The sequence below is a fragment of the Lysinibacillus sphaericus genome, from assembly GCF_000600105.1.
Lineage (GTDB): Bacteria > Bacillota > Bacilli > Bacillales_A > Planococcaceae > Lysinibacillus > Lysinibacillus sphaericus.
The window spans coordinates 1,768,329-1,785,970 of the sequence record NZ_CP006837.1 but is presented as its reverse complement, the minus strand read 5'-3'; the positions used below and the strand labels follow the sequence as shown (position 1 = coordinate 1,785,970).

The following is a 17,642-nucleotide window of genomic DNA, read 5'->3' as shown; positions in this document are numbered from 1 at the left end:
TAGGGATGTACATTTTTATTTGTCCTTTAGACAATTGTATATTCAGTTATGTTAAGTAAGGCACCGACTGCACCGGAAAAACCGTGGTCATTGATAAAAACAGGCGTATGCTTTTTCGTGCGTGTATAATTAGCAATGACTTGTGCAAGATGTTCATTATAACTTAAGGTAGAGCCAATATACACAATATGTTGTGCATTTTTTTCCTCGGCATATTGAATACTAAGCGTCGTGATAACCTCACCAACGAGGCCTTGAACAGTCGCAATAATATCCTCAGCAGGCTGTTTCAATTCCTCAGTAATACTGACTTTACCAAAATTACTTGCCGTTAAATGCCCGTCAATAGGTGTATCCATACCTTGATAAATATCTTTGACAAGCAAGTCTACACCTTCACGATTACCCTTTGTAGCCATTTCTCGGATTTCATTGTAATCTGTAATCCCTGTTGTAAGCGCTGACAATCCAATCAAGGTTCCGCCCCCAACGCCTGTCCCTCCTACACGTATATGGGTGTTCCCCTCCATATAATGGATTGAAGTTCCTGTACCGATATTGGTAATCATACTACGCTCGAAGAAGTATCCTTCTTTATTTAGTAAAAAACGAACTCCCTTCAATGTAGCTTCAAACTCTACTATATAATGAATCGATTTCATTGTTTTGATGACATCAAGTAATTGTTCTGTACGCCCCCCCGTAACACCAATATCCTCAATATCTGGATTATTTCGAATCCACTCCATTACAGACTGCAAATCATTAGACGGAAAAGTTGTTAAAATAAGCTCATTGTGCTCGTCTAAATAAGCAACCTTCGTCAATGTGCCACCTGCATCAATACCTATAGCCTTTGGCATACCATTCTCCTTTAACTTTATTCAGCAGAAATTTTTCTACCTAAATAGATGGTTAGTTGAATATGAATACTAGTTTACTCTTTTATTCAGCGTGTGTCTAAACGCTAACTAATAAAAGTTCATGCCTCCGGCGATTGTCACGGATTTCAAAAGGAGTTTTTTGTGTATGCACAATTCAAAATCCTGACGCACTTTATTTTGCGCGAAAGCGAAAGGTCAGCGATCATTACGCCGAGGCATAATTGAATATTCGCTCTCCCTAAACTTTACCGCTGTTGAAATGATTGTGCAATAACTTGGCAAACTTTCATGTAAAATAACATGAAAAAAAGCTCGTTAAATAGATAAATTAAACAAATTATAGAAATTTATGTAAAAAAGAGCCGCTGTCAAAACAGTGAACTCTTTTTGAAATCGTATGAATTCTAACAAGCAAACATAATTATTGTGCAGAATATCCGCCATCAATTACTAGTTCGCCACCTGTAATATATGAAGCTTCATCAGATGCTAAGAATAAAATAGCATTGGCAACTTCTTCTGGTTGGCCAAGACGACCCATTGGAGTAGCACGAACTAACATATCCATTGCTTCTTTGAATTGACCGATGTTCGCAGTCATTGGTGTTTCAATTACACCTGGGAATACTGTGTTTACACGAATATTAGATTTTCCTAATTCAGCAGCAGCAGCACGTGCGATGGCGCGTAAAGAACCTTTTGATGCTGTATATGAATTTAAGCCAGAACCGATAATAGCTGTGTATGAAGATGTATTAACGATTGAGCCTTTACCTGCCTCTTTCATGTATTTAGAAACGTGTTTAATTCCTAAAAACGGACCGAATGAGTTAATTTTGTGCATAATCGCCCAATCTTGGTCTGTAATATCTTGTGGAGATTTTTGTGAAGAAATACCAGCATTGTTGATTAAAATATCAATTCGACCGTATTTTTCAATAACTGCTTTTGTAAATGCAGCCCAGTTTTCATCAGATGAAACATCTAATTTCATACCTTCTACATTTTCTAATTCAGAAATTTTAGCTAAATTTTCTTCGTTAATATCCGCAGCGATGACGATTGCGCCCTCTTTAGTGAATAATTCTGCCATTGAAGCACCCATACCTGATGCGCCACCTGTAATAATTGCAATTTTGTTGTCTAAACGACCCATAAATAAAAACTTCCTCTCTGTTCTATTTCGCCTAAGCGTCTTAAGCGCTGTAACGTATCTTTTTATACCAACAGTCACCAAGTACTTTAAAACTAATACCGATATTCAAATACTGTATAGTTTTAAATAGTTTACTATTAAACTTTATCATATATTTGAAGTGTTTTCAAAGATTATGACTAGAATTTAAACAATCTGTTTTATCTTTCTCCTGTTTTGCGATACGATATAGATAGAGGCTTGACCATTTGAACGGAGGAATACAAGTGAAAGATCAAAAAACACTTTATAAAGAAGCGATGCATGTTTTAAAAGAAACGAGTCGCACATTTTATATACCTATTACTTTTTTACAAAATGATTTAAAAATATCTGTTGCCGCTGCTTATTTAGCGATGCGTGCCATTGACGAAATTGAAGACCATGAAAAGCTATCGAATGATGTGAAGTTTGATTTACTTTCAGCAATAAGTGAATTATTAAAAAATGAATTCGATGCTGAAGCATATCAAACCTTATTAGCTCCATATGCCGATCAACTGCCGGAAGTTTCCCTTCGCCTAGCAGATTGGTTAACATTTTGTCCAGATGAATCTCGAAAAATTGTCCAAGCTTCTACAAGTGAAATGGCTTATGGCATGGGAAAATGGGCAAAAGCCAACTGGCAAGTGCATACACGTGAAGATTTGGATGACTATACATACTATGTGGCAGGTCTCGTTGGAACAATGCTGTCAGAGTTATGGGCGTGGGGTGCAGGCATTCAAACAGATCGTGATTTAGCGATTGGCTATGGTCGCGGACTTCAAGCCGTCAATATTTTACGTAACCAGCATGAAGATTTAGATGAGCGTGGTGTAAGCTTCGTGCCGGACGGTTGGACACGAGAAGATTTATTTGCCTATGCAGAGGAAAACTTAGCCAAAGCAGACCTTTATATAGAGGCTATTAATAAGCGTACCATTCTATTGTTCTGCCGACTCCCACTTGCGCTAGCGCACAAAACATTAAAAGCGATGCAAGAAGGTCGTGAAAAAATGACACGCGCAGAAGTGGAGCAAACAGTAGAAGAAGTGCAAGGAGAATAGAGGTGCCTGACACCCAAACAATTCAAACAATTCACTCCAATTTATAAAAATGCATAGGCCCTTGTCTTAAGTAAGCTTAGGACAAGGGCTTTGCTTTTATATTTCGCTGATAAATCGACTAATCAGCTCATAGCTCAAGTATAGCGAAAGTACAGATAATAATGTAAATACAATCTTTTCTACTTTTCCACCTGTTCTTGTTGTTAGTGGAAAACGAACCGACATGTTGAACGGAAAGAAAAGCTTCACTCCCTGTTTCGTTCCCATATCCAATATAATGTGACTCGACATCCCTATTAAAAGTCCCGCAACAATCGACGGATATGGAATAATTGTCTGTAACAATAGCGCGACAAGAACCACAAACAATAAACTATGTGTAAAAGAGCGATGTCCAAATAGCTTGTTTACCATTTTTGAAATAAGAGGAAAGGTTCTCCCGATTTTACTTCCTCCGTGGCAAATATCTGGAAGTAATGCACCGAGTACACCCGCTCCTACTAATACAAATGGATTATCATTCGAAATTTGTGCAAAAGCAAGGCTTGCTGTGATGCCTCCAACAATATGTGTATTCCCTTGCATGATATCTACCTCACTTTTTATGTATTAAACGTGCTACTTTTCTACTGTACCATATTCCTCATTAAAATAGAACATACATTCCAAACATACGTTTTTATTTTACAACGTTCTATCTTTTTAAAAATTTATTACACGAACATCAAAATATCAGAAATAATTCAGTAACTTAGTGTATATCTAGTATGTCGAGAGAGAAAAATGATTACTGGAGGTTAATATGAAATCGTATAAAGGAATGCTATTTATTTTAATAACAATGTGTGGCAGTGGCTTACTATGGTATTTTGCCACTCCGATTGAAACGATACATGTGTTAAATAAGCTTAGTCACATCGTCGGCGGATTGGCGATCACTGGATTTTTTCTAGTATTTTTATTAGCAACACGAGTGAAAATTCTTGAAAAATGGTTTCACGGCTTAGAATATGTTTATATGTACCATAAATATTTGGCGATTTTGTCATTAGGGTTGGTCATTCTACACAGCCAATTACAGGATTTGGTCCCTCATGGAGACCAAGCTATTGAAACGCCGCTGAGTGAATTTGCAAAAGAACTTGGAGAGCTGGCGCAAAATGGCTTTATCGGACTTATAGTGATAGCATTATTTGCTAAATTTCTAAAATATGAGCATTGGCGCTATATCCACCGCCTATTGCTAATTCCTTATGCATTAGGTCTTTACCATGCATACTTCTCAAGTAGATATGATTTATTTCAACCGACACCTTTAGGGATATTTACGGCCATTACTGCTATTGTCGGGACTATGTCCGCTCTGTACATGCTGACAATGTATCAGGACATGCGCTTTAAACATACGGGTAAAGTTTCAGGCATTCGGAAATTAGGTGACAGTGCTGTTGAATTAGAATTGACTTTAGATCGCAAACTGAGTTATCAAAATGGCCAATATATCTTTTTAAAAATTTTCCAAACGGGGCTAGAAAAAGCGCCACATCCCTTCTCTATTTCATGTGGAGATGGGCAAAAAATATATGTAACGATTAAAGCACTTGGAGATTTTACTAAAAAGGTCAATGCACTGATACAATTAGATTCAAAAGTAGCCGTTGAAGGCCCCTATGGTCATCTAGACTTTGACAAAGGTTATCAGCAGCAAATTTGGATAGCAGGCGGTGTAGGTATTACACCTTTTTTATCTTATTTACAATCTAATCCTACCGATCGAGACATTGAATTATTTTACACTTACCGTGGGCACAACGATGCGATTCACAAAGATCTTTTGCAAAAATATGCAGAAAACAATAAACATTTCAAAGTGAATTTTATTGATACGACTACTATGGACAGGCTGACATTTGATGATGTTTCAGTGCCAGCCCATACGAGTATCTTTATGTGTGGGCCTGAAAAAATGGTAAAACGTTTTACAAAACAGTTTAAACAATCTAGCACTAACGATATCGATGTCAACTTTGAAGCTTTTAAATTTAAATAATAGTCTTATTTCCAAATAAAAGAGGCTTACATCCCATAGAAGAGATGTAAGCCTCTTTATTATTGATTCATTTTGATTACAAACAACTGCCTATTTTTACCGATTAGGATACTTACTATTGCTAGTAATAGACCCGAAATCATAAATACTATTCTTATGCCGAATACATCTGCTATTATGCCCATTACTAAAGAGGCAATGCCAAATCCCCCCGTTAAGATAGCGCTTAAAGCCGTATAAACAGCAGATAATTCCTTTCTTGAAACACTTGTTTGAATAACGGTATGTTGTGGGATGCTCTTTATTTGCCCAAAAAGCCCCACACAAAAAGTTAAAAATAATGCAATGTTTGGCATGCTGTTGACACTAAATAAAATAGTGGCACAACACGTAAATAATGATCCAATCACCATCACTTGCGCTATGTTCTTTTCAATGGATGCGCTATATTTCACACAATAAATGCTGCCCACTATTAATCCCACAAAATATGTGCCATTGATAAAGCCCCACCACCGCTTGTCAACATGCAAAGCATCATGGACAAATACCAATATAATGGCTGCAATCCATACCGTACCCGCAATGGTTTCAAGAATATCAATCCATACGATTTGACGTAACAAAGGGGCATTCCACAATGTTTTCCAGCCCTTAACAACCTGATCTATTTTCCCTTGTTGTTCGAGTGATGGCTGGTCTACATTTTCTAATAAAGATAATACAAAACTTGCTATGGCAAACAAACACCCCACAACCCAAATAAGTTGCTGAGAGCTGAGAACAAGTAAAAATAGGCTCCCTACAAACCACATAATGGATTGAATAAATTGCGTGACTCCTTCATCTATGCCATTTGCTTTCAATAATTGTTCATCCTTCACATAATGAGGAACCAATGTCTGTCTTATTGGGTTGGCACAGCCATCAAGAAATGCAATCATACTGATGACAATAAACAACAGGTAAAAATTTGTTGTGGAGATGCTAACTAACAATAGCCCTAAAGCAAATAATAAACACGTTTTTCCGATTTGCGAACCTGCCATTAACCACTTTAAATTTACCTTCTCGAACAAAAGCGGCGTCAATATACTGGACACAAACATCGATGTTGCAATCGTAAATGGCACAAAGGATGCGGCAATAGCTGATCCCGTTAAAAGATAAATGATATGAATAACACTTACGATATATAAAACGTCACCTATATTGGCAAGTGACTGCCCTACAAGTAATAACCAAAAATTTCTACCCAAATTCATAAACTATCCCCCATTTTTCAAGAAAATAAATTCATTGAAATGGGCGATTTTAAATTGGACGATTCATGAAACTTGCCTCCCCCATTTTTAACGAAATACCATTCATTAAAATGAGCGATTTTTAAATTGGACGATTCATACAAACGGTCTCCTTCTGCTAGCTGATAAATCAGGGGGATTTAGATTTATCAAATTTTTATAGTGAATAACTTATTTTTCTATATTTTTATTTTCCATACAATAAAACTTGCTTACAATTATACCGATATTTATAAAAAATAGTTGTTTTTTTATTTACTTACAGAGCATGTTGAACTGGATGATATCATAAAGTGATTTAATGTTCCCTAAAGTAATTAGTCCATTTTTATAGGACTATTACGATATTTCTTGGGAAATGATGTGGATTTTATGTGCTTAAATAAACGTATTGAAAGGGGAGAGTTTTAATGAATTATTATGATCCGTATTATAGTGATTATGATGCAGTCTTTGGTGGTTTCATGGTGGTTTTCTTTTTCGTATTATTGGGCATGTTAATTGTTGGGTACGTTGTGAATGCACTTATTTATTTTATGGCTTCGAAAACAAACGGTTTTAGCGATGTAGCTTATATAGCATGGATTCCAATTATCAATATTTATAGTTTATTTCTACTTACCGCCAATGGTGATGATGATGCGACAATCCGTGCAACAGCGAAAAAAACAACATTCATTTATGCAGCATTATTTATCATTTCGTTCGTCCCATTAGTTGGATTTATTGCTTCACTTGTTATGTTCGGCTATTGGGTTTACTACACATATCGTCTTCTATTCCGCTGGACTGGTGAGTCTGGAAAAGCCGTTCTCTACATTATTTTATCTATTATTACATGTGGCTTATTCTATGCTATCTACGGCTTAATGCGTATGAAGCGACCATTTATCGTATAGTTGTAGTGTAAAGTGCCTCTTTAAATCCCTTTTCGTCCAGCAAGACGGAAAGCGGATTTTTTTGTGCTTATATCTTGTCGTTTCTGTTCATATCCCCTCCTATTTCCAATATTTTTTCCAAAATGAAGCCAGCGTTCCAGATGAATATGCTATATTATAGTTAGAAAATTTAGAATTTCTAATTTTTAAACAAAGGGGATTTTATTTATGTATGAAAATATTTTAAGACATCCAGGACCTACACCGATTCCTAAAAAAGTGCAACTTGCGATGAACCGAGATATCTTCAGCCATCGAAGCAATGAATTTGTTGAGCTATATCGTGAAACGACAGAGCTAGTGAAAGCTGTTTTCGGCACGAAGCAGGACATATTATTGCTTCCATCTGGTGGCACAGCAGCACTGGAGGCTACAGCTGTCAATACCGTTAATGCGGGCGATGATGTTGTTGTCATTACCGTAGGAGCTTTTGGAGATTATTTTGTTTCAATTTGCGAAAAATATGGCTTTAACGTACATAAGCTAGCAAAACAATGGGGACAAGCATGCACAGCTGAAGAGTTGCGTACTTTTTTACAACCTCTACAGCATATTAAAGCTGTTTTTATTACGTACAACGAAACGTCAACAGGTATTTTAAATCCCATTGCAGCGTTAGCACAAGTCGTGCGTGAAGAAAGCGATGCGTTAGTTATTGTTGATGGCGTAAGCTGTATTGGTGGAGCTCCTGCTGAGATGGATGCATGGGGAATTGATATCCTCGTAACAGGCTCGCAAAAGGCGATGATGCTTCCACCTGGGCTTTCTCTCGTTAGCGTTAGTGACAGAGCTTGGAAAGTTATCGAAGAAAATACTATGCCATCTTATTACTTAAATTTATTGAGCTATCGTGATTGGGCTCACAAAGGGATGACACCAAATACCCCTACCATCACACTTATTTATGGATTACGTGAAGTATGTAAACTCATTGAAGAAGAAGGTGGCTTTGCTCACACTGTTGCACGCCATGAATTGATGAAAAATATGGTGCGCAGTGCAATGAAAGCTCTTCACATGGAGTTATTGACAACGGATGAGTTCGCTTCACCAACGATTACTGCTATCATGGCGCCAAAAGGAATTGCATTAAATGCGTTTTTACATCACCTTAAACAACACTATCATTTAGATTTTGCTGGTGGTCTTGGGCCTTTACAAGGGGAAATTTTTAGATTTGGGCATATGGGCTACTGCTTCCCTAGCGATATTTTACAAGCCGTTTCTTTAATGGAAGCGGCATTGCAAGACTTTGCCTATGACTTTGAGCCAGGTGCAGGTGTCAGCGCAGCACATAAAGTGTTTTTAGCCGCACAGGCGAATACGATTACAAGCCCCTAATTAGCTGACCTATGAGCTTGGACAAAAGAGAAAAAATGTTAGATTGACTAAAGTCGTTCTAACATTTTTTCTTATCTAGACAATTTTCTTACAGACTATAAAGATAATAATAAAGTTGAGTAAAATCCTTTGCAATTAACGAATCTCGTTCTATAAAAAATTGTAATGTACCCGAGTCTGCTATCATAGCATATGTTTTTTTGGCATTACCTTCCATATCTAATTGAAATAGTAACTCAGCATTGCTATTTTTTTCATCAAAGCTATTTTTATCCATAAATGCATAGCCACCTATTTTCGTTCCACTACCATCTGTTTCATCAAAGTACTTTGAATAAGCAGGATTCTCTATTGGTAAGTCATAATGAACGGAGCGAGGATCCGTATACGGTACTAGCTCTTGAAGTAATGTTGCCTTCAATGCATAAGGACCCCCAAAAATAATCGGTTCACATAGCTCATACTCCATTTCTTCATCTGAAAATGGCTCGATATCATGAGAGGGATCAAAGTCCGAATAATACCGACAATAATAGCCATCCTTGTCAACACCATAATCTTCATCAGCCAACACAAAAAACTGTAGAAGCCCTTGCTGTGGATAATCTTTTAGCTTAGGTAGCTTTGCAAAATTAAGCTGTGCTATAAACATATATGGTATGCCACTACTATGTACTGGGAAGTCATCACCTAATTTACAATACGGTCTTCCACCTAATTTACTATCCGTATAAGTAACTGACTCCTCTACTGCTTGTAAAATAATCGCCTGCTTTAATGAATCCTTCAATAACGTTCAATCCTTTCCTATTAACTAAAAATATTTCCTAATTAACATCCTGCAAAATAAAAAGACACATACCACTCTAACAGAGCATATCTGTCTTTTTATTGACTTTACTCATCATTTTATCATTAACTGTGATTCATTATTTATTTTTGCTACATGTTCACCTTCGCCATGTACTGTTCTCGCATCTCTTGTGGTACCATACTTCCCCCTGTTGCCCAGACAAGATGTGTAGCTTGTTCCATTTTATCCTGTAAATGATGCATTTCTATATAGTTTTGTCCGTTCTTTAGCAAATGAATGGGGCCAAACATTCCGGCATGTGCAGAAGGCTCTAAAAATACCCCTTCACTTTCCATTGCTAAAGCAAGGGACATAAACAATTCTTCATCTTTTACGGTATAGCAACCGCTAATATACGATTCCATCACTTTTCCTACAAATTTAGAAGCACGCCCTACAGCAAGACCGTCTGCCTCTGTTTGATTGTCCAAGCCAATATCCTCTACACTGATTTCATCATGTAAGCCTGTCATAAGCCCAATCATCATACAAGGTGAGGCAGTTGGCTCTGCAAAGAAGATATGAACATGCTCCCCGAATATTTCACGTAAACCGTATGCAACCCCTCCAGGTCCACCCCCTACCCCACATGGTAAATAAACGAACAATGGATGTGCTTTGTCCACTTGAATGTTTGTCTTTTCTAACTGGACTTTTAGGCGTTTTGCTGCTACTGCATAGCCAGCAAATAAATCTTTTGAATTTTCATCATCAATAAAATGACACATTGGATTTTGTGAAGCTTCCAGACGCCCCTGTTCTACAGCAACACTATAGTCTGCTTTATATTCAATAACCGTTGCACCTTTTTCTCTTAGCAACGCTTTCTTCCACTCTTTTGCGTCACTAGACATATGTACAACGACATTGAACCCTAATTTTTTAGCCATTATGCCGATACTGAGCCCTAAATTACCAGTTGAACCTACGGCAATCGTATACTGCTGAAAAAACGTCCGTAGTTCTTCAGTGGCGAACACCGCATAATCATCTTCTATTGTTAACATACCATTAGCAATCGCCAAACGCTCTGCATGCTTTAAAACTTCATAGATTCCACCACGAGCTTTGATGGAACCAGAGATAGGCAACGTGTGATCACATTTTAAAACGAATTTACCTGGAATGGATAGTGCGAACATTCTCTCGAGTGCCTTCTTCATTTGTGCAATTTGTTGAATAGGTGATTCAATCAGCCCTTTACTGTGTAATAGTTCAGGATAAGCAATAATTAAATAGGAAGAAAAGCGTTGCAGCGTTTCTTCCGCATCTTTAACCTCCTCGTTAGAAAAGAGTGTTGTTTTTGCCTTTTTCGTCCATTTTGTATTCTCCCAAAATACAGTCTCCCGATTTTTTATCGTTTCTAATAGTGGATATTGGTGAAATAATTCGTGTTTTAGGTCATTTTCCATCTGCTGATTCCTCCATTTTTTGCGCTAAAATTGCTCGTTCACAAATTTGTCGAAATTTCATTTCGAACAGCATATTATTTTCTTTCGTTCTTTTTTTAGGTCCCTTGGTTCGTCCTCCAGCACGTCTAATTTTCTGCCCAACATGGCGCATATCGAGCAAACGTTCGATATTTTCATTAGACATTTCCCTGCCATTTTGATCGATTGGATAACCTCCACGTGCCAACACCATGGCCGCTAAACCGTAATCCTGTGTAATAACAATATCATGTTTTGAAAGCGCATTCACTAGCGTGAAATCAACCGAATCTGGACCCTTTGGTACAATAATTGTTATTACATTATCACGTTCAATACGGTGTGATGTATCGCAAAACAAGATAGTTTCAATCTCAAACTCAGATGATATAGATAGCGCTAAATCCACGACTGGACAGGCATCAGCATCAATTAATACCTTCACAATAAGGCATCATTCCCTTCTCATTATTAGATAAATCAAGTACTTGTATATTATTTTAATATAATATTTTCTCGGCCCTGTTTGCTCATTTTTTCACAAACTTATCCAACTTGGAAAAAGTATTTTATTGAATAGTGTGAAAAATAGATATACGATACACCTATCAACCAATTTGGAGGTTTTCATTATGACAACAACAACTTTAAGCAATGAACAATTAGCACAAGAATACGTTGACGGCGTGTTCGAGCAACTAAAACAACAAAATAGCCATCAAGCGGAGTTTTTACAAGCAGCTGAAGAAATTTTCCTTTCATTAGTGCCTGTATTTGCACAACACCCTGAATATATTAAAGCAAATATTCTTTCTCGTATCGTTGAGCCAGATCGCATCATTTCATTCCGTGTCGCTTGGCAAGATGATAACAACCAAGTACAAGTGAACCGTGGTTACCGCGTTCAATACAGCAATGTAATGGGTCCTTACAAAGGTGGACTTCGTTTCCACCCTTCTGTAAACGAATCAATTATTAAGTTTTTAGGTTTTGAGCAAATCTTTAAAAACGCTTTAACTGGTCAACCAATCGGTGGTGGTAAAGGTGGATCTAACTTTAATCCAAAAGGTAAATCCGATTCAGAAATCATGCGCTTCTGCCAAGCATTCATGACTGAATTATACCGTCATATTGGGCCAGATGTCGATGTTCCTGCTGGTGATATCGGTGTAGGTGCTCGTGAAGTGGGTTATCTATGGGGTCAATACAAACGTTTAACAAAAGCAAATGAATCTGGCGTATTAACAGGTAAAACTCCTGGTTATGGTGGTTCATTAGCTCGTAAAGAAGCAACTGGTTACGGTACAGTATACTTTGTAGAAGAAATGTTAAAAGATGCAAATGATTCTTTTGAAGGTAAAACAGTTGTCGTTTCTGGTTCTGGTAATGTATCGACTTATGCAATTGAAAAAGCTCAAGCTTATGGTGCTAAAGTAGTTGCGTGCTCTGACTCTTCAGGCTATATCTATGATCCAGAAGGTTTAGATCTTGATGCCGTTAAAGAAATTAAAGAAGTAAAAGGTGACCGTATATCAACTTACGTTAATTACCGTCCAAATGCTACATTTACAGAAGGTTGTACAGGAATTTGGTCAATTCCATGTGATATCGCGCTTCCATGTGCTACACAAAACGAAATCAATGGCGACGCTGCTCGTACATTAATCTCAAACGGTGTAAAAGCAATTGGTGAAGGTGCTAACATGCCATCTGACCTTGAAGCAATTAACGAATTTTTAAATGCTGGCGTATTATTTGGTCCTGCTAAAGCAGCAAATGCTGGTGGTGTTGCTGTATCTGCACTAGAAATGGCACAAGATTCAAGCCGTGTATTCTGGTCATTTGAAGAAGTAGATGCGAAGTTACACCAAATTATGAAAAATATCTACGCAGATAGTAAAGCTGCTGCTGATAAATACGGTTACCCAGGCAACTTAGTTGTTGGAGCAAACATCGCTGGCTTTATTAAAGTTGCTGATGGTATGCTATCTGAAGGCGTATATTAATAAAATCCTTTTACAATTTATTCAATCGTTCTAGCATCTAGTAACTAGAATCTATTGATAAAATTTAGAATCTTCTTAATTTCACTTAAGATGATAACGAACATTCGTTATCATCTTATTTTTTTGTAGAATATAGGTGAAAAAATAAGTATAACAAAGATTAAAACGAACATTATTTATATTATATATTTAAAACATTCGTGTTATAATTATTGTGTACTATGAAATATTGGAGGGTTTTTTGTGGAATTATTGTATACAGGTAAAACGAAAAATGTGTTCAAATTAGAAGATGGTCATTATTTATTAAAATTTAAAGATGATGTAACTGGTGAAAATGGCGTATTTGATCCGGGCGCAAATACTGTTGGTTTAACAATTGATGGTGCAGGTCTTGCAGGTCTTCGCCTAACTTCTTATTTCTACTCAAAACTAAACGAACAAGGTGTCCCTACTCACTACGTAGACGCAAACTTCGATGATGCTACAATGACTGTAAAGCCCGCAACGGTTTTTGGAAAAGGCTTAGAAGTCATTTGCCGATTCAAAGCTGTTGGTTCTTTCCTACGTCGCTATGGTGCTTACGTACAAGAAGGACAACCTTTAGACTCTTTCGTAGAAGTAACAATCAAAGATGATGATCGTCTAGATCCTCCAATTTCTGAAGATGCTTTAGCGATGTTAAACCTGTTAACACATGAAGAATATGCTATTTTAAAACAACGCACAATTGAAATTTCTAAATTTGTTGGTGCTGAGCTTGCGAAAAAAGGCTTAACACTTTACGATATTAAATTAGAATTTGGGCGTGACGCTCAAACAAATGAAATATTATTAATTGATGAAATTTCTGGCGGCAATATGCGCGCTTACAAAGGTGAACAATATATTGAGCCATTAGAGCTTGAAAAAATTATGTTAGCTGACTAATCACTAACCCCTTCATGCAACCAATGCATGGAGGGGTTTTCTTTAGTGTGTAGTAGTAATGTTTTTACATTCAATCCAAAATTTCCAATCTAACAAATTTTTTTGAAACCTTTTATCACTTCACTCGTATATTGAATAGAAACATATATTATCATCTTTGGAGGTACTTTAATGGAAAACTATAATGAAACACCGCAACAAGAAAGGTCTAAAGTGAATCCGTTTCTGTCTACTTGGATGCATCCAAAGCAAACTGCTCGCTATATGATTGATGCCAAATCAATCGGTTATGCAATTCTTGTTATGTCCATTGCCTATATTGGAGCTATGCTTACTGGTCTTATAGATAGTAATTTTTTACTTGATGTATCCCCTTGGATTATCGTGCTATTCTGTGTGATTTTAGCACCGATTTCAGCAATTATTGGTACAGCTTTTTCTACCCTAATTTTGTGGTTAGTCGGTAAATTATTTAAAGGTAGTGCAACGTTTTCTGAAATGTTTAAAGGATTGAGCTTAGCGGGTGTACCATTTATTGCGCTTATTCCATTCTACTTAATATGGCTATTTACATCACCTGAGTCTTTAATGGATGCTAACTACATGGAATCAGCCCCTTGGATTTTTTGGCCGTCAATACTTATGACAGCTGTTACTAGCATTTGGTCTATGGTTATTACAGTTGGTGTTGTAGCAGAAGCACATCGATTTTCAAATTGGAAGGCATTCTTTACAGTCCTTATTCCTTCAGTTGTTAGTATAATCATCATATTTATCCTTGTTATTATCATATTCATCGGAATAATCGGTATCAGTATGATTTAAAAAAATCTCCCCTCTCAAATTATTGAGAGCGGGAGATTTTTTGGACCATAACAATTTACATTATACCGAAAGGACGGTTTGTTGCTGGAATAACTCAGATACACCAGATGCAACGGCTGCTCCACTAACTGCACGTGAAACAATTTCAACAACACGCTCATCTAATGATTTAGGCACGATATATTCCTCAGTTAATTCTTCATCACTCACAAGAGAAGCAATCGCCTCTACTGCTGCTAACTTCATATCTTCGTTAATATCTGTTGCGCGGACATCTAATGCTCCGCGGAAAATCCCTGGGAAAGCTAGGACATTATTAATTTGATTTGGATAGTCAGAACGACCAGTCCCCATAATACGAACACCCCACGCTTTCGCATTTTCATACGTAATTTCTGGATTTGGATTCGCAAGTGCAAAGACAACTGGATTTTCATTCATTGATGCAATATGTGCCTCTGTTAGTAAATTCGCAACAGATACGCCAATAAAGACATCGGCACCTACGAGAGCATCATCCAACGTACCATGTAATTTTTCCGGATTTGTTAAATGTGCCACCGCATCTTTAATCGGGTTCATGCCTTCCGCACGGCCTTCATAAATAATTCCTTTTGTATCACACATATAAATATTTTTATAACCCATTTGTACAAGGATACGTAAAATGGCAATACCAGCCGCACCAGCTCCGTTAATAACTACTTTCATCGTCGCTACGTCCTTCTTCACAATACGATTTGCGTTTATCATCCCAGCACCTACAACAATTGCCGTACCATGCTGATCATCATGAAACACCGGAATATCACATTCTTGACGTAGACGATCTTCAATCTCAAAGCAACGTGGTGCAGAAATATCTTCCAAATTAACACCACCGAATGTTGGCGCAAGCGCCTTCACAATGCTGACGATTTCATCCGTACTTTTTGTATCTAAACATAGTGGAAAAGCGTCAACATTGGCAAAACGCTTTAATAAAATTGCTTTACCTTCCATTACAGGTAGTGCTGCTTTCGGCCCAATATCCCCTAGCCCTAACACCGCAGTACCATCAGATACAATAGCCACCATATTGCCCTTCATTGTATAGTCATAGACAAGCGATGGATTTTTTTCAATTTCAATACAAGGTGCCGCTACACCAGGCGAATACGCAAGGCTAAGATCATAAGAGTCTTGCACAGGTACTTTTGAAATCACCTCTAATTTCCCACTATATTGTGCATGCATATCTAACGCTTTTTTCATAATATCCATTCAATCCGCCCCTTTTTCTTCTGTTTTATTGTATGTCAGTATCATAATACTTTGTGAAATCGTAGTCAATGAAAAAACTCTAAAAAGCAGTATTTTCTTTGATAAATCAATATTCTCTATCATTTATAACGTTTTATTGTATTGTTATTAATTTCACAATCAATTATTATAATATAATAAATAACCTTTTTTAGCTTTTAAAAAACGTAGTCATAACAGCAATCAACCTGTTCAGCTTTTCACATAGTATTTTACTGCAGTAAATGAGAACAATTTCACAAACTCATGTAAGCGCATCCATTGTGAAATCTAACTTCGCCACATTTTATTCACATTTTTTCACAAACTTTTTTAACAACAGAAAAAAGAGTCCTTAGCAGAAGGACTCTCAGAGCGAGGACTAACTCAAATTAAAAAGGAACATACTTGCCAAGTAGTGTAGTTTACCCGCGGATTGAGCTAAAATACCCACGAAGTAGCACGCTTTACCCGCGGAAAAAGCTAAAATACCCGCGAAGTAGCACACTTTACCCGCGGATTGAGCTAAAATACCCGCGAAGTAGCACGCTTTACCCGCGGAAAAAGCTAAAATACCCGCGAAGTAGCACACTTTACCCGCGGAAAGAGCTAAAATACCCGCGAAGTAGCACGCTTTACCCGCGATGTATTTTAAGACTCTTGCTTAAATTGCTTAGTAAAAGCGGTAATAATATGTTTGGATGACCATTGCTCCCCCGACACCTTGGTGATTGGGTACTCTCGGCGAAAAATGGCTTTCGTTATGGCATCGTCTGTGTAACCTTGGGAATAGAGCTTTCGCACCTCTCCCTCCAAGTCCTCTAAATAAGCAATTTTTTCGCTTATTTTCGCCCGACCATCCGCAAGAAAACCTGCATGGCAACAATAGACCTGCTCAAAGTCAAAATGTAATAGTTTCTTTAACGATGCCAAAGTATGTACGATGTTTTCCTCATCGAGCACATCCTTTGTCTTCGTTTGAATATATAAATCTCCTGTAAACATGGCACCTGTTGCCCGATTGTAAAACGACAAATGATCTGTTGTATGTCCTGGTGTCGTAATAATGTCCCAAGTGGCAGATTTCGTTTCAAGTGTGTCTCCAAATGGCTGTGCAATAAATGCTGGTCGCTGTCCCCAGAGCGCCTGACGATAGAATGGATAGTTTCCGTCTTCCGCACAATTCGCAATGGACTCACGATGAACGTAAATCGGGATCTTTTGTTGTTGCTGAATCCAAGCAGCATTGCCCGAATGGTCTTCATGTGCATGAGTCAACGCAACTTGTTCAACCGACAGCTCGCGAAAAAAAGATTGAAACTCCTCTGCAAGCGAATTAGAACCTGTATCAATCAGGAGTCCATCCACATAAAAGCTATAGACACTCATTCCTATACCTTGAACAGCTACTTTACCATGTGCACATTGCACGTTACCGTGTTGTTCGATTTCAATACTTTTCTCTAATTTATACATATGTTTCCCCTTTCCCCTTTGTAAAAAAAGTGTAGCATAAAATGAATGACGAGTCATTTTTAGCGTAAATTTCCATTTGA

General features: G+C 37.4%; 16 protein-coding genes. 7 read left to right on the top strand and 9 right to left on the bottom strand.

The features are described 5' to 3' along the window. Nucleotides 1-26 precede the first annotated feature (26 nt). Together coaW and T479_RS08170 are read right to left on the bottom strand one after the other, a co-directional pair. Nucleotides 27-863 carry a type II pantothenate kinase gene (gene coaW, locus T479_RS08175; protein ID WP_024363421.1) on the bottom strand — a complete coding sequence of 279 codons (837 nt, stop codon included), beginning with the start codon at nt 861-863 and terminating at the stop codon, nt 27-29. Nucleotides 864-1,305: 442 nt separating this feature from the next. After that, nucleotides 1,306-2,040: an SDR family NAD(P)-dependent oxidoreductase gene (locus tag T479_RS08170; protein WP_024363420.1), complete on the bottom strand. Its 735-nt coding sequence runs from the start codon at nt 2,038-2,040 to the stop codon at nt 1,306-1,308. A 266-nt stretch (nt 2,041-2,306) separates the two neighbouring features. Between T479_RS08170 and T479_RS08165 the strand changes: the two genes are divergently transcribed. After that, nucleotides 2,307-3,128, top strand: a complete 822-nt coding sequence (locus tag T479_RS08165; protein ID WP_025219187.1) for a squalene/phytoene synthase family protein — start codon at nt 2,307-2,309, stop codon at nt 3,126-3,128. A gap of 96 nt (nt 3,129-3,224) precedes the next feature. On the opposite strand, the gene T479_RS08160 is transcribed toward T479_RS08165, so the two are convergent. Continuing rightward, nucleotides 3,225-3,713, bottom strand: coding sequence for a metal-dependent hydrolase (locus tag T479_RS08160; RefSeq protein ID WP_024363418.1), 489 nt, complete (start codon nt 3,711-3,713; stop codon nt 3,225-3,227). A 217-nt stretch (nt 3,714-3,930) separates the two neighbouring features. On the opposite strand from T479_RS08160, the gene T479_RS08155 reads away from it, so the two are divergent. Next, nucleotides 3,931-5,178: a ferredoxin reductase family protein gene (locus T479_RS08155; RefSeq protein ID WP_025219186.1), complete on the top strand. Its 1,248-nt coding sequence runs from the start codon at nt 3,931-3,933 to the stop codon at nt 5,176-5,178. Between the two features lie 59 nt (nt 5,179-5,237). Here the strand turns inward: T479_RS08155 and T479_RS08150 are convergent, their stop codons facing one another. Continuing rightward, the gene (locus T479_RS08150) at nt 5,238-6,443 is read right to left on the bottom strand and encodes an MFS transporter (protein WP_025219185.1); all 1,206 of its coding nucleotides are present in this window, start codon (nt 6,441-6,443) and stop codon (nt 5,238-5,240) included. Nucleotides 6,444-6,892: 449 nt separating this feature from the next. Between T479_RS08150 and T479_RS08145 the strand changes: the two genes are divergently transcribed. Then, nucleotides 6,893-7,381 carry a hypothetical protein gene (locus T479_RS08145; protein WP_024363415.1) on the top strand — a complete coding sequence of 163 codons (489 nt, stop codon included), beginning with the start codon at nt 6,893-6,895 and terminating at the stop codon, nt 7,379-7,381. A 207-nt stretch (nt 7,382-7,588) separates the two neighbouring features. After that, nucleotides 7,589-8,761, top strand: coding sequence for a pyridoxal-phosphate-dependent aminotransferase family protein (locus T479_RS08140; RefSeq protein ID WP_025219184.1), 1,173 nt, complete (start codon nt 7,589-7,591; stop codon nt 8,759-8,761). An 88-nt stretch (nt 8,762-8,849) separates the two neighbouring features. Here T479_RS08140 and T479_RS08135 read toward each other — a convergent pair whose 3' ends face one another. From T479_RS08135 to T479_RS08125, 3 genes are all read right to left on the bottom strand, one after another. Next, nucleotides 8,850-9,551: a YwqG family protein gene (locus tag T479_RS08135; RefSeq protein ID WP_025219183.1), complete on the bottom strand. Its 702-nt coding sequence runs from the start codon at nt 9,549-9,551 to the stop codon at nt 8,850-8,852. A 152-nt stretch (nt 9,552-9,703) separates the two neighbouring features. Then, entirely contained in the window at nt 9,704-11,026 is a 1,323-nt protein-coding gene (locus tag T479_RS08130; RefSeq protein WP_025219182.1) for a D-serine ammonia-lyase, read from the bottom strand. Next, entirely contained in the window at nt 11,016-11,489 is a 474-nt protein-coding gene (locus T479_RS08125) for a YaiI/YqxD family protein (protein ID WP_024363411.1), read from the bottom strand. Before T479_RS08125 ends, T479_RS08130 begins: the two co-directional genes overlap by 11 nt. 187 nt (nt 11,490-11,676) lie before the next feature. Here T479_RS08125 and gdhA point away from each other — a divergent pair, with 187 nt between their 5' ends. The 3 genes from gdhA to T479_RS08110 all read left to right on the top strand — a co-directional run bounded on the left by gdhA (nt 11,677) and on the right by T479_RS08110 (nt 14,805). Beyond that, nucleotides 11,677-13,050, top strand: a complete 1,374-nt coding sequence (gene gdhA / locus T479_RS08120) for an NADP-specific glutamate dehydrogenase (protein ID WP_024363410.1) — start codon at nt 11,677-11,679, stop codon at nt 13,048-13,050. Nucleotides 13,051-13,293: 243 nt separating this feature from the next. Further along, on the top strand, nt 13,294-13,980 hold the full coding sequence (locus tag T479_RS08115) for a phosphoribosylaminoimidazolesuccinocarboxamide synthase (protein WP_025219181.1): 687 nt from the start codon (nt 13,294-13,296) through the stop codon (nt 13,978-13,980). 171 nt (nt 13,981-14,151) lie between these two features. Continuing rightward, entirely contained in the window at nt 14,152-14,805 is a 654-nt protein-coding gene (locus T479_RS08110; protein ID WP_025219180.1) for a YIP1 family protein, read from the top strand. Between the two features lie 60 nt (nt 14,806-14,865). On the opposite strand, the gene T479_RS08105 is transcribed toward T479_RS08110, so the two are convergent. Together T479_RS08105 and T479_RS08100 are read right to left on the bottom strand one after the other, a co-directional pair. Then, nucleotides 14,866-16,068 carry an NAD(P)-dependent malic enzyme gene (locus tag T479_RS08105; protein ID WP_024363407.1) on the bottom strand — a complete coding sequence of 401 codons (1,203 nt, stop codon included), beginning with the start codon at nt 16,066-16,068 and terminating at the stop codon, nt 14,866-14,868. Between the two features lie 669 nt (nt 16,069-16,737). Then, entirely contained in the window at nt 16,738-17,562 is an 825-nt protein-coding gene (locus T479_RS08100) for an MBL fold metallo-hydrolase (protein ID WP_025219179.1), read from the bottom strand. Nucleotides 17,563-17,642 lie beyond the last annotated feature (80 nt).